The 13118-nt window shown below is 44.9% G+C and carries 8 protein-coding genes, 2 tRNA genes, 2 rRNA genes, 1 pseudogene and 1 other annotated feature (1 of these 14 running past the window's edge); of the genes and pseudogenes, 12 read left to right on the top strand and 1 reads right to left on the bottom strand.

Annotated elements, in window-relative coordinates:
- Window positions 1–1290: a sequence feature (mutual gap in cmsearch alignment for this rRNA model is longer than 100), on the top strand; it begins 252 nt to the left of the window's first position.
- Between the two features lie 183 nt (window positions 1291–1473).
- The 11 genes from BACFIN_RS00795 (at window position 1474) to BACFIN_RS00745 (ending at window position 11157) form a co-directional block, all read left to right on the top strand.
- A tRNA-Ile gene (locus tag BACFIN_RS00795) sits at window positions 1474–1550 on the top strand.
- A gap of 69 nt (window positions 1551–1619) precedes the next feature.
- Window positions 1620–1693 (top strand) — tRNA-Ala (locus tag BACFIN_RS00790).
- A gap of 139 nt (window positions 1694–1832) precedes the next feature.
- Window positions 1833–4711 (top strand): 23S ribosomal RNA (locus BACFIN_RS00785).
- A gap of 87 nt (window positions 4712–4798) precedes the next feature.
- Window positions 4799–4909, top strand: a 5S ribosomal RNA gene (rrf, locus tag BACFIN_RS00780).
- Between the two features lie 252 nt (window positions 4910–5161).
- Window positions 5162–5602 (top strand): hypothetical protein, encoded by a 441-nt coding sequence (locus tag BACFIN_RS00775; protein ID WP_022276247.1) that lies wholly within the window; start codon window positions 5162–5164, stop codon window positions 5600–5602.
- Window positions 5603–5767: 165 nt separating this feature from the next.
- The gene (locus BACFIN_RS00770) at window positions 5768–6571 is read left to right on the top strand and encodes a MotA/TolQ/ExbB proton channel family protein (RefSeq protein WP_007758104.1); all 804 of its coding nucleotides are present in this window, start codon (window positions 5768–5770) and stop codon (window positions 6569–6571) included.
- A gap of 29 nt (window positions 6572–6600) precedes the next feature.
- Complete coding sequence (locus BACFIN_RS00765; protein WP_007758105.1) at window positions 6601–7206, top strand: ExbD/TolR family protein; 606 nt, start codon at window positions 6601–6603, stop codon at window positions 7204–7206.
- A gap of 16 nt (window positions 7207–7222) precedes the next feature.
- Window positions 7223–7876, top strand: a complete 654-nt coding sequence (locus BACFIN_RS00760; RefSeq protein ID WP_007758106.1) for an ExbD/TolR family protein — start codon at window positions 7223–7225, stop codon at window positions 7874–7876.
- 25 nt (window positions 7877–7901) lie between these two features.
- Window positions 7902–8717, top strand: a complete 816-nt coding sequence (locus BACFIN_RS00755) for an energy transducer TonB (RefSeq protein ID WP_007758107.1) — start codon at window positions 7902–7904, stop codon at window positions 8715–8717.
- A gap of 4 nt (window positions 8718–8721) precedes the next feature.
- Window positions 8722–9669, top strand: coding sequence for a PstS family phosphate ABC transporter substrate-binding protein (locus tag BACFIN_RS00750; protein WP_007758109.1), 948 nt, complete (start codon window positions 8722–8724; stop codon window positions 9667–9669).
- 21 nt (window positions 9670–9690) lie between these two features.
- Complete coding sequence (locus tag BACFIN_RS00745) at window positions 9691–11157, top strand: tetratricopeptide repeat protein (RefSeq protein ID WP_007758114.1); 1467 nt, start codon at window positions 9691–9693, stop codon at window positions 11155–11157.
- A 93-nt stretch (window positions 11158–11250) separates the two neighbouring features.
- Here BACFIN_RS00745 and BACFIN_RS00740 read toward each other — a convergent pair whose 3' ends face one another.
- Window positions 11251–12774: an alpha-galactosidase D gene (locus tag BACFIN_RS00740; protein WP_007758115.1), complete on the bottom strand. Its 1524-nt coding sequence runs from the start codon at window positions 12772–12774 to the stop codon at window positions 11251–11253.
- Between the two features lie 178 nt (window positions 12775–12952).
- Here BACFIN_RS00740 and BACFIN_RS24030 point away from each other — a divergent pair.
- A pseudogene (locus BACFIN_RS24030) lies at window positions 12953–13118 on the top strand (ISAon1 family transposase N-terminal region protein); the annotation flags it as partial.

Genomic DNA, 13118 nt, shown 5'->3' on the forward strand with positions numbered 1-13118 from the left:
ATGCGTTCCATTAGGCAGTTGGTGAGGTAACGGCTCACCAAACCTTCGATGGATAGGGGTTCTGAGAGGAAGGTCCCCCACATTGGAACTGAGACACGGTCCAAACTCCTACGGGAGGCAGCAGTGAGGAATATTGGTCAATGGACGGGAGTCTGAACCAGCCAAGTAGCGTGAAGGATGACTGCCCTATGGGTTGTAAACTTCTTTTATACGGGAATAAAGTGATCCACGTGTGGATTTTTGTATGTACCGTATGAATAAGGATCGGCTAACTCCGTGCCAGCAGCCGCGGTAATACGGAGGATCCGAGCGTTATCCGGATTTATTGGGTTTAAAGGGAGCGTAGGTGGATTGTTAAGTCAGTTGTGAAAGTTTGCGGCTCAACCGTAAAATTGCAGTTGATACTGGCAGTCTTGAGTACAGTAGAGGTGGGCGGAATTCGTGGTGTAGCGGTGAAATGCTTAGATATCACGAAGAACTCCGATTGCGAAGGCAGCTCACTGGACTGCAACTGACACTGATGCTCGAAAGTGTGGGTATCAAACAGGATTAGATACCCTGGTAGTCCACACAGTAAACGATGAATACTCGCTGTTTGCGATATACGGTAAGCGGCCAAGCGAAAGCGTTAAGTATTCCACCTGGGGAGTACGCCGGCAACGGTGAAACTCAAAGGAATTGACGGGGGCCCGCACAAGCGGAGGAACATGTGGTTTAATTCGATGATACGCGAGGAACCTTACCCGGGCTTAAATTACATTTGAATAATCTGGAAACAGGTTAGCCGTAAGGCAAATGTGAAGGTGCTGCATGGTTGTCGTCAGCTCGTGCCGTGAGGTGTCGGCTTAAGTGCCATAACGAGCGCAACCCTTATCTTCAGTTACTAACAGGTCATGCTGAGGACTCTGGAGAGACTGCCGTCGTAAGATGTGAGGAAGGTGGGGATGACGTCAAATCAGCACGGCCCTTACGTCCGGGGCTACACACGTGTTACAATGGGGGGTACAGAAGGCAGCTACCTGGTGACAGGATGCTAATCCCAAAAACCTCTCTCAGTTCGGATCGAAGTCTGCAACCCGACTTCGTGAAGCTGGATTCGCTAGTAATCGCGCATCAGCCATGGCGCGGTGAATACGTTCCCGGGCCTTGTACACACCGCCCGTCAAGCCATGAAAGCCGGGGGTACCTGAAGTACGTAACCGCAAGGAGCGTCCTAGGGTAAAACTGGTAATTGGGGCTAAGTCGTAACAAGGTAGCCGTACCGGAAGGTGCGGCTGGAACACCTCCTTTCTGGAGCGATGCCGTAAGTGTCACAACCGTGACAGTCACTTATAGACTTTACAGGTTCTGTTTTTTGTACTACTGGTACTTGTTTATTTATAGATATAGATCAACCATCTATAGTATTATAGATAGAGATAAACAAGAGAAAAAAGAAGCCGAGTCTAGACGAAAGGTAGACAAGGTTGAACTAGTCCTATAGCTCAGTTGGTTAGAGCGCTACACTGATAATGTAGAGGTCGGCAGTTCAACTCTGCCTGGGACTACCAAGCTCAAGAAGGAGGAATAGTGACAGCCAAAAGCTAAAAACTAAAAACAACATTCTTGAATAACCTCTTGGGGGATTAGCTCAGCTGGCTAGAGCATCTGCTTTGCACGCAGAGGGTCAACGGTTCGAATCCGTTATTCTCCACGATCTCTGAAAAGAGAAACGATCTTTGACATGATGATACAAAAAGTAAAATTTTAGTAAGAGCTAAAAGTATATATCGAACCGTACGTTTCCGGTATACAGACTAGCAATAGTTAAATATGCCTGGAAGTCAGTTTGAAAGAAAGTAAGCAAGGGCGCATGGCGGATGCCTTGGCTCTCGGAGGCGATGAAGGACGTGATAAGCTGCGATAAGCTTCGGGTAGGTGCAAATAACCTTTGATCCGAAGATTTCCGAATGGGACAACCCGTCATTCTGAAGGAATGACATCTTGCATGGCAAGAGGCTAACGCAGGGAACTGAAACATCTTAGTACCTGTAGGAAAAGAAAATAATAATGATTCCCCAAGTAGTGGCGAGCGAACGGGGATTAGCCCAAACCAATGTTGTTACGGCAATATTGGGGTTGTAGGACCACGATGTCGCAAGAAATTTAGTGAGAAGAACCCTTTGGAAAATGGGACCATAGACGGTGATAGTCCGGTATTCGAAGCTAAACGAAGCGTAGTGGTATCCTGAGTAGCGCGGGACACGAGAAATCTTGCGTGAATCAGCCGGGACCATCCGGTAAGGCTAAATACTCCCGAGAGACCGATAGCGAACCAGTACTGTGAAGGAAAGGTGAAAAGCACTTCGAACAGAAGAGTGAAATAGTCCCTGAAACCGTGCGCCTACAAGCGGTCGGAGCTTCGTAAGAAGTGACGGCGTGCCTTTTGCATAATGAACCTACGAGTTACTTTTTCCGGCAAGGTTAAGCATTTCAAAATGTGTAGCCGAAGCGAAAGCGAGTCTTAATAGGGCGACTAGTCGGAAGGAGTAGACGCGAAACCAAGTGATCTACCCTTGGTCAGGTTGAAGGTTAGGTAACACTAACTGGAGGACCGAACCGATAAGCGTTGAAAAGCTTCCGGATGAACTGAGGGTGGGGGTGAAAGGCTAATCAAACTTGGAGATAGCTCGTACTCCCCGAAATGCATTTAGGTGCAGCCTTGGGAATTACTACTGTGAGGTAGAGCGACTGATAAGATGCGAGGGCTTCACCGCCTATCAAGTCTTGATAAACTCCGAATGCGCAGTAGTTCGATCCCAGGAGTGAGGGCATGGGTGCTAAGGTCCATGTCCTAAAGGAGAAGAATCCGGACCATCAGCTAAGGTCCCGAAATAATTGCTAAGTTGAACTAACGAAGTCAGATTGCTAAGACAGCTAGGATGTTGGCTTGGAAGCAGCCATTCATTTAAAGAGTGCGTAACAGCTCACTAGTCGAGGAGTTTGGCGTGGATAATAATCGGGCATTAAGCAATTTACCGAAGCTATGGGATGTGTAAACATCGGTAGGGGAGCATTCCACTCTGCGTCGAAGGTGAAGCGTGAGCTTTGCTGGAGCGTGTGGAAAAGCAAATGTAGGTATAAGTAACGATAAAGGGGGTGAGAAACCCCCTCGCCGAAAGACTAAGGTTTCCTGATCAACGCTAATCGGATCAGGGTTAGTCGGGTCCTAAGGCTCAGCCGAACGGTGATGCCGATGGCAGAACAGGTTAATATTCCTGTACTACCTTAAGGAGTGACGTGGAGACGGAGTCGTGACAGCGCCGCGGACTGACGGAATAGTCCGTTGAAGGGTGTAGATGTTGATCTTTGCAGGCAAATCCACAAAGAGAGTCGAACCTGATAGTATACCAATTCCTTCGGGAAACGGTAATAGTGCGTGTAAACATACTCCCGAGAAAATCCGCTAAACTTAATCCTTTAGGTACCCGTACCGCAAACGGACACACGTAGTCGGGTTGAATATACTAAGGCGCTTGAGTGATTCACGGTTAAGGAACTAGGCAAATTAACCCTGTAACTTCGGGATAAAGGGTCCCAACGAGAGTTGGGCGCAGAGAATAGGTCCAGGCAACTGTTTAACAAAAACACAGGGCTGTGCCAAATTGAAAGATTACGTATACAGCCTGACACCTGCCCGGTGCTGGAAGGTTAAGAGGAGATGTCATCGCAAGAGAAGCATTGAATTGAAGCCCCAGTAAACGGCGGCCGTAACTATAACGGTCCTAAGGTAGCGAAATTCCTTGTCGGGTAAGTTCCGACCTGCACGAATGGTGTAATGATCTGGACACTGTCTCAACCGTGAGCTCAGTGAAATTGTAGTATCGGTGAAGATGCCGATTACCCGCGATGGGACGAAAAGACCCCGTGAACCTTTACTATAGCTTAACATTGAATTTGGGTAATTGATGTGTAGGATAGGCCGGAGACTTCGAAGCAGGTACGCCAGTATTTGTGGAGTCGCTGTTGAAATACGGCCCTTTGATTATTTGAGTTCTAACCCGTGGTACGGGGACACTGTTTGGTGGGTAGTTTGACTGGGGTGGTCGCCTCCAAAAGTGTAACGGAGGCTTCTAAAGGTGCCCTCAGGACGATTGGTAACCGTCCGCAGAGTGTAATGGCATAAGGGCGCTTGACTGGGAGACATACAAGTCGATCAGGTAGGAAACTAGAGCATAGTGATCCGGTGTTTCCGCATGGAAGGGACATCGCTCAAAGGATAAAAGGTACTCCGGGGATAACAGGCTGATCCCTCCCAAGAGCTCATATCGACGGAGGGGTTTGGCACCTCGATGTCGGCTCGTCACATCCTGGGGCTGGAGAAGGTCCCAAGGGTTGGGCTGTTCGCCCATTAAAGTGGCACGCGAGCTGGGTTCAGAACGTCGTGAGACAGTTCGGTCTCTATCTATCGTGGGCGTATGAAATTTGCGTGGCTCTGACACTAGTACGAGAGGACCGTGTTGGACTGACCTCTGGTTTACCAGTTGTGCCGCCAGGTGCATTGCTGGGTATCTAAGTCGGGATTGGATAAGTGCTGAAAGCATCTAAGTACGAAGCCAGCCACAAGATTAGATTTCTTAGGGTCGTCAAAGACGATGACGTTGATAGGATGCAGGTGTAAAGGTGGTAACATCACAGCCGAGCATTACTAATTGCCCGTTCACTTTCTTTCGGACTTGTACGGGGCGCGATATATACGTTTAGCTTGCTAGACACTGAAGTTTTACTTTTCATCATGTCATAACCTTATTGAATTTCTTCAGGTGGTTATAGCACGAGGGTTCCACCTCTTCCCATTCCGAACAGAGAAGTTAAGCCTCGTCACGCCGATGGTACTGCGTAACAGTGGGAGAGTAGGTAGCCGCCGTTTTTAAGAAGCCCCTTGATTCAGCAACGAATCAAGGGGCTTCTGTTTTTTTATCATTTCTGAAAATGATTGCTATAAATCTTTTTTTTAAGATAATAAATGGCTTTCTTTGGAAACAATATCCTTTCTGACTTGTTCTAATAGTATGATTAAGATTTATAGTTTAAATGATGTGAATGATGATAAACTTAATCAATTTAATGACTATATTTGCGACCAAATTAGGTGAGACTAATAAATAACAACTAAGATATAATGAAAAGTTCTCCGAGATTCATATTGGCTTGTATTCTGCTGATGCTATCTTTTAGCATAAGTGGAAATGCTATGGATTTCTCTACTTGCATATCTAGTTGTGAATCGACTTGTCAGTTCTCTGAATCATCTTCAGACAATACGAATCATCGTTCTTCTGTAGGTGGTCATCATGTGGATTATGATAATACACAGTCTTTATCCATTTCTGATGTAGAATTGGGCTTTAAGCCTGTTTCCGAAACGAATTCTAATTATCGTCTGCGTAGAATCATTGAAATTAATGACTCTTTGAAAGACATTATTAATAAGTTTTTCTTGTTGAGAGAAAACTCACTGGTATTAGATCAAAGTAAATCCTATTATTCGGATAAGGATCCTCATTATTCCATTATCTGTAGCGAGTATTATGTGTTCGCTCTGAGACGTATCCTTATTTAGTATTTATTCCCTTCACTTCAATTAGTAATTTACTTTTCATACCCTGTATGAACTGTGTGGCTTTTTTGTATCTAAAAAGTTACCGGGTCTATAGCGTAGTGTGTCTAATTCTGTTGACATTTTTTTCTAAATAACTAAAATTAATATCTTAACAAAAAACTTATTATGGAAACTACTAAAAAAACTCATGTCGTAGGTATAAAGAATGCCGGTATCGTTATTATCTGCTGTTTTATTCTGGCAGTATGTATTTATCATTTCCTATTGGGAAATCCGTCAAACTTTATGAACAATGATCCGAACAATCACCCGTTGCCAGGAAACTTTTTGGGTACCATTTACAAAGGTGGTATTATCGTGCCTGTCATTCAGACATTGCTGTTGACTGTACTTGCATTGAGTATCGAACGCTATTTTGCTCTCCGCTCTGCTTTCGGAAAAGGTTCTTTAGCTAAATTCGTTGCTAATATCAAAGCTGCATTGGCTGAGGGGGATATTAAGAAAGCGCAGGAAATCTGTGATAATCAGAGAGGTTCGGTAGCTAATGTGGTTACTTCTACTCTTCGTAAATATGACGAAATGGAGAAGAATACTGCTTTGTCTAAGGAGCAGAAATTGTTGGCAATCCAGAAAGAGCTGGAAGAGGCTACTGCATTGGAAATGCCTATGATGCAACAGAATCTTCCGATTATTGCCACAATCACTACATTGGGTACATTGATGGGATTGCTCGGTACTGTAATCGGTATGATCCGTTCGTTTGCCGCTTTGTCTGCAGGTGGTGGTGCTGACTCTATGGCTCTGTCACAAGGTATTTCCGAAGCCTTGATTAACACTGCTTTCGGTATCTTGACCGGTGCATTGGCTGTTATTTCCTACAACTATTACACTAACAAAATTGATAAACTGACTTACGGTCTCGACGAAGTCGGATTCTCTATTGTGCAAACTTTTGCCGCTACTCACTAATTCTGCGGACCCTTTAAAATCTATAAATCATGGGTAGAGCGCAAATTAAAAAGAAAAGTACGTTCATAGATATGACCGCTATGAGTGACGTTACTGTATTGCTTCTTACCTTCTTTATGTTGACTTCAACATTCGTGAAGAAAGAACCGGTGCAAGTAAACACTCCGGCTTCCGTATCGGAAATCAAGATTCCGGAGACAAACGTGCTCCAGATTCTGGTAGATCCTAGCGGAAAGATATTTATGAGCCTCGACAAACAGCAGGATATGCAGGCTGTTTTGGAGAGCATGGGTGAAGAGTATGGCATTAAGTTTACTCCGGAACAGCAGAAGCGGTTTACGTTAGCTTCCACTTTCGGAGTGCCTATCAGAAGTATGCAGAGATTCCTCGATCTTCCTGAAGAACAACGGGATAAGATTCTTAAAAACGAAGGAATTCCATGTGATAGTACCGACAACCAGTTTAAGGCATGGGTACGCAATGCGCGTGCAGCCAACGCTGATTTGCGAATAGCTATCAAGGCGGATGCATCTACTCCATACTCGGTGATAAAGAACGTTATGAACTCACTTCAGGATTTGAGAGAGAACCGGTACAACCTGATTACTTCTCTCAAAGGGGAATCTGAAGAATAGAAAGGAGGAAAACAGTATGAGTGCTGAAGTACAAGAGAGCGGCGGAAAAAATGGAAAGAGCAAACAGAAAAAGTTTGCCGTGCGGGTGGATTTCACTCCGATGGTGGATATGAATATGTTGCTGATTACTTTCTTTATGCTTTGTACCACCCTGAGCAAGCCTCAAACGATGGAGATAAGCATGCCGAGTAATGATAAGAGTATAACAGAACAACAGAAGAGTATGGTGAAGGCTTCGCAGGCAATCACATTGCTGCTGGGAGCGGACAATAAGCTCTATTACTACGAGGGTGAACCGAACTATAAGGATTACACTTCGCTGAAAGAGACGAGTTACACTCCGGATGGAATACGTTCCATACTGCTTCAGAAGAATGTGGCTGCCGTGAACAAAGTGAGGGCTTTGAAGCTGCAGAAGCTGGACCTTAAGATTTCAGAAGAGGAATACCGGAAACAGGTTTCCGAAATTAAGAGCGGAAAAGATACGCCGACCGTGATTATCAAGGCGACGGATGACGCTTCTTATAAGAATCTGATTGACGCGCTGGACGAGATGCAGATATGTAATATAGGTAAGTATGTGATTACGGACATTGCCGAAGCAGACGAATTCTTGATGAAGAATTTCGATGAGAAGGGTGCCTTGTCACAGAATCTGGCCGATAAATGATGAACACCTAAAACAGAAAAGTAAAATGGCAAAAATAGATTTGACTTCTTCGGAATGGTGTCAATTGATTTTTGAAGGCAAGAATCAGGCGTATGGTGCCTATAAGATGCGTGCTAATTCGACAAAACGGCATAATCTGGCAATGTTTGCCGTATTGGTCATCGCATTGATCGGGTTTACGATTCCTACGTTGCTCAAGTTGGCAACTCCGAAACAAAAGGAAGTGATGACGGAGGTTACTACTCTGTCGAAATTGGAAGAACCGGAAATCAAGCAGGAAGAGATGAAGCGGGTAGAACCCGTAGCTCCTCCACCCCCTGCATTGAAGAGTTCTATTAAGTTTACGGCTCCCGTCATCAAGAAGGATGAAGAGGTGCACGAGGATAATGAGATCAAGAGTCAGGAAGAGTTGACTTCTACTAAAGTAGCGATCTCCATTGCCGATGTGAAAGGTAATGATGAAGAGAATGGTGCGGATATCGCTGACTTGAAGCAGGTAGTAACACAGGCTGAGCCGGAACCGGAAAAAGTGTTCGATATGGTAGAACAGATGCCTGCCTTCCCGGGCGGAATGCAGGAATTGATGGTTTATCTGGGAAAAAACATCAAATATCCTACCATTGCACAGGAGAACGGAACACAAGGACGTGTTATCATTCAGTTTGTCGTAGAGCGCGACGGTACTATTTCGGATGTGCGTGTGGCACGTGGTGTAGATCCTTATCTGGATAAGGAAGCCGTACGTGTGGTAAAGAGTATGCCGAAGTGGATTCCGGGCAAGCAGAACGGTAAGGCGGTGCGTGTGAAGTTTACAGTTCCGGTAATGTTCAGATTACAATAAAAAGATGATGAAAAGACAATTTTGGCTGATAGGAATCGTTTTGCTGGCGGCATTAAGTGCTTGCCGTTCTAAATCGAAAGACGGACCGACGGATACGTATTCGTCCGGGGTGATAGCTATTGCGGCGGATGAAAGTTTCGAACCCATTGTGCAGGAAGAAATCGATGTGTTTGAGAGTTTGTATCCTTTGGCCGGAATTGTTCCTCGCTACACTACTGAAGTAGAGGCGATTAATTTACTTCTGAAAGACAGTGTCCGGTTGGCAATCGCAACCCGGACACTGACTGAGGAAGAAATGAATTCGTTTCACAGCCGTAAGTTTTATCCTCGTGAGATTAAGCTGGCTACGGATGGACTGGCACTGATTGTGAACCGGGAGAATCCGGATTCATTGTTGAGTGTGCGCGATTTCCGCCGTATCTTGACGGGAGAAGTGAAAGATTGGAAACAGGTAAATTCGGGTTCTCGTCTGAAAGGTATTCGGGTGGTGTTCGACAATAAGAACTCCAGTACAGTACGCTTTGCGATGGATTCGATCTGCAACGGAAAACCGTTAGCAGAAGGAAATGTGAGTGCTTTGAGGACAAATCAGCAGGTGATAAATTATGTAGCGCAGAATCCTGATGCGATAGGTGTGATAGGTGTGAACTGGTTGGGAAACCGCAGTGATACTACCAATCTCTCTTTCAGGGAGGAAATCAGGGTGATGGCGGTGAGTGCCGAAGATGTGGCGACTCCCGGAAACAGCTATAAACCTTATCAGGCTTATTTGTATTATGGCAATTATCCATTGGCACGGCCGATTTATGCAATTCTGAATGATCCTCGCAACGGGCTGCCTTGGGGATTCACTTCTTTTATGACCTCCGACAAGGGGCAGCGCATCATATTAAAATCCGGACTTGTTCCGGCTACTCAGCCGATACGTGTAGTCCATGTGAATGGCGAATAATAACTAAAATTAGAGACTATCATGAAACGAGTACAAATGTTTTTAGCTGGAGCGTTTATAGCAGTTGGGTCGCTCTATGCACAAACTCCTGCCTCCGAATGGAAAGTGGGTGTTGCAAAATTGAAAGAAACTATTCAGGCGAATCCAGCACAAGCGGCCGAAGAGGCTGGACAAATGATAAAAGGCAAGAATAAAAAGAATATAGAGCTGTTGGTGGCTATCGGTGAGGCTTATCTGGAAGCTGGTAAAATACCGGAAGCTCAGCAATATGCGGCTCTTGCCAAAAAAGCAAACGGCAAATCGGCTGATGCGGCCGTATTGGAGGGAGATATTGCCCTCAAACAGAAGAATGCCGGTCTTGCTTCTCAAAAATATGAGGAAGCCATTTACTTTAATCCGCGCTGTGCGGCGGCTTATCTGAAATTTGCAGATATCTATAAGATGGCCAATTCGAGTCTTGCTATCGAAAAGCTGAATCAACTGAAAGCTTTGCAACCGTCTAACACCGGTGTAGACAAGAAGCTGGCCGAGATTTATTATTTGAAGAATGATTTCAGCAAAGCTGCGGATGCTTATTCGCGTTTTGCTATGGGACCGGTAGCTACTGAGGAGGATTTAGTGAAGTATGCGTTTGCTTTATTCTTGAACCATGATTTCGAGAAGTCGCTTGAAGTAGCCAATATGGGACTGCAAAAGAATCCCCGCCATGCTGCGTTCAACCGCCTGGCAATGTATAATTATACTGACTTGAAGCGTTTTGACGAAGCGATGAAAGCTGCGGATATTTTCTTTAATGAAACCGATAAAGCCGATTATTCTTATTTGGATTATATGTATTACGGACATCTGCTGGAAGATTTGAAAAAGTATGATGAAGCTGTGATACAATATGAAAAGGCGGTTCAATTAGATCCCTCCAATACGAACTTATACAAAAACATCTCTGCTGCTTACGAGCGGAAGAATGATTATAAAAAGGCGATCAGTGCTTACCGGAAATATTATGCATCTCTTGATAAGGAAAAACAGACTCCGGACTTACAGTTTCAGGTTGGCAGACTTTATTACGGTGCTGGTACGCAACCTGATTCATTGACAATCACTGTTGAAGAACGCAAACAGGCTTTGGCGTCTGCCGATTCTGTTTTCCAAGCTATCGCAGTGGCAGCACCGGATAGCTATCTGGGTAATTTCTGGAGGGCGCGTGCCAATTCCGCACTTGACCCCGAGACTACTTTAGGATTGGCTAAACCTTTCTATGAGGAAGTGGCTACTTTATTGGAAAGTAAAAATGATCCTCGTTACAATGCTGCCTTGGTTGAGTGCTACAGCTATCTGGGCTATTATTATTTGTTGGCTATCGAGAATCCGGCATTGAAGGCCGAAGCGAAAGCGAACAAGGAGACGTCTAGGGACTACTGGAGTAAAATTCTGGCTATAGACCCCGCTAATGCTACTGCTAAAAGAGCATTGGATGGCATCAAATAGTGAATAATTTTAGTTGTTTGTCGTGACGGGAGGAGTGGAGAGTGATCTTAGCTCCTCCTTTTTTGCACTTTTTCTATTTATTGCTATTGCAATTTATAATGTCTTTGTCAATGTGAAGCAGTCTATGTCTGGTGCCCAATCGTAGCTGTTGCCGATCCGAATGGTATTGTAACCAGCTTTCAGTTCTACCGGAATTGAGATTTGGCTGTGATTATCGTCCTCTCCCAAAGAGCTGATTTTTGTGATGATACCGTTGACATCTACCTCTATCTGCCGTCCTTTTCCGTGTGAATAGTGGATGGTCATATTATAACGTCCGCCGTCTTCACTATATATTTCGTGCCATTCGGCATAGTTCTCCGGTTTTCCACCAAGAAATCCAACTTTCATTTTGCCGGAGGCTTCTTTGTCATAAGCATACTGGATACCTTTGGTGTTTTTGCCTAAGTCATTGAAAAGAGGCAGGTAGGCCCATTCCGCTTCATACAAGGTCGGTTCCAGGCGTGCCTCACCTTCCATGCGGAGGAACATGGCACTGTGGGCAGGGAGCGTTTGCTCAAAAATACCGGAAAAACTGCCTAAATCACTGTGTCTTACTAAATCACGCACTTTCACATTTCCACCGAATTCCAAAGAAGAGAATGGAACGGAGAACCTACATACGGTGTCGGATGGGTTGTACAATGCTACGGCACGCACATTGCCACGTTTCTGCTCGATATCTTTCACCAATACGTATCCTTCGTTCTCATGTTGTGCTACGTATGCCTGTAATCCCAAAGGATCTTGGTTGAGTGCGATTAATTCCTTATTTTTCAGTAATTCGAGCGAAGAATCCGGCATTTTTTCCAAGTCGCATCCGATGAGTAACGGAGAGCTCATGATACACCATAGGCCGAAATGGGCTTCCTCTTCGGTCGGAGTAAGACCGTTTCCGCCTACTCTGCTATTGTTACGGAATCCGACCACCATCATATCCATGTCGTTATAATGTCCGTTTCCGGCATAGGCAGACAGGTAGAGGTTCTTCCCGACTACATATTTTAATGAATTCCAATGTGCATTGATATCGCCGCTGATACGCCAGGAAGTTGCTGCGTCTTTGGCCCAAGTGCCGGGGTAAGCCCATCGGCAGATGTTTATGGAAACATTTTTATTCACTTTATCTATGCTGTTGCGGATAGAGGTATATCGTTCTTTCTCATCCAGTCCTAGCACTTCTCCACCGCAATAATCTATTTTGATGAAATCGAAGCCCCAGTCGCCGAAGTATAATTGGGCGTCTTGCGGTTCGTGGCCGTAGATACCAGCTCCTATTCCTATAGAGTCCTTGTTCCAGAGAGAGCCGCACGTTCTAGTCCCTGCATCCGTATAGAGTCCCGCCTTCATTCCCAAACTGTGTATATGGTCTGCTACAGGTTTCATGCCATTAGGGAAACGTTTCTCGTTTGCTTGCATGACTCCGTTTTCATCCCTTTTGCCGAAGTATCCGTCATCTACATTGATGTACTGATAGCCTGCATCTTTCAATCCTTTCTCCACCATGAGGTCGGCCTGATGTTTAATAATGTCTTCGCTGATGTCTACTAGAAAGGCGTTCCACGAACTCCATCCCATAATAGGTGGATTGAACGGTCGTTCGTTCTCTGAAAGAGTGGTTTGGGGCTTTGTACAACTGACGTACAAAAGAGAAGCTACTACTGCTGTAAAGATAAAAGATCTGTTTTTCGGGTCAATGTAAAAACCTGAGGGGTAAATTTATAAATTGTTATCTTTGTCTCCAAATTCATAGCTTATGGAGTTAAACGGTTATCGCCTTCTTCTTCCTGAAGGCACTTTAGACTACTTTGATCTTGTTGATGTGAAGGAAAGTGTAAATGAAGTTGTGTTCTACCTTGAGGAGAAAAATATCGTTCCTGAGAAGTATACAGATCAGGATACTGAGAGTAAAGGCTTTTATG

This window comes from Bacteroides finegoldii DSM 17565, from assembly GCF_000156195.1.
Lineage (GTDB): Bacteria > Bacteroidota > Bacteroidia > Bacteroidales > Bacteroidaceae > Bacteroides > Bacteroides finegoldii.

What these genes read in the sequence shown, in the direction of transcription:
- BACFIN_RS00740 (WP_007758115.1), bottom strand. Translation starts at nt 12,774, where the DNA reads ATGGGATGGAGTTCGTGGAACGCCTTTCTAGTAGACATCAGCGAAGAC.
- BACFIN_RS00765 (WP_007758105.1), top strand. Translation starts at nt 6,601, where the DNA reads ATGGGTAGAGCGCAAATTAAAAAGAAAAGTACGTTCATAGATATGACC.
- BACFIN_RS00760 (WP_007758106.1), top strand. Translation starts at nt 7,223, where the DNA reads ATGAGTGCTGAAGTACAAGAGAGCGGCGGAAAAAATGGAAAGAGCAAA.
- BACFIN_RS00750 (WP_007758109.1), top strand. Translation starts at nt 8,722, where the DNA reads ATGATGAAAAGACAATTTTGGCTGATAGGAATCGTTTTGCTGGCGGCA.
- BACFIN_RS00770 (WP_007758104.1), top strand. Translation starts at nt 5,768, where the DNA reads ATGGAAACTACTAAAAAAACTCATGTCGTAGGTATAAAGAATGCCGGT.
- BACFIN_RS00745 (WP_007758114.1), top strand. Translation starts at nt 9,691, where the DNA reads ATGAAACGAGTACAAATGTTTTTAGCTGGAGCGTTTATAGCAGTTGGG.
- BACFIN_RS00775 (WP_022276247.1), top strand. Translation starts at nt 5,162, where the DNA reads ATGAAAAGTTCTCCGAGATTCATATTGGCTTGTATTCTGCTGATGCTA.
- BACFIN_RS00755 (WP_007758107.1), top strand. Translation starts at nt 7,902, where the DNA reads ATGGCAAAAATAGATTTGACTTCTTCGGAATGGTGTCAATTGATTTTT.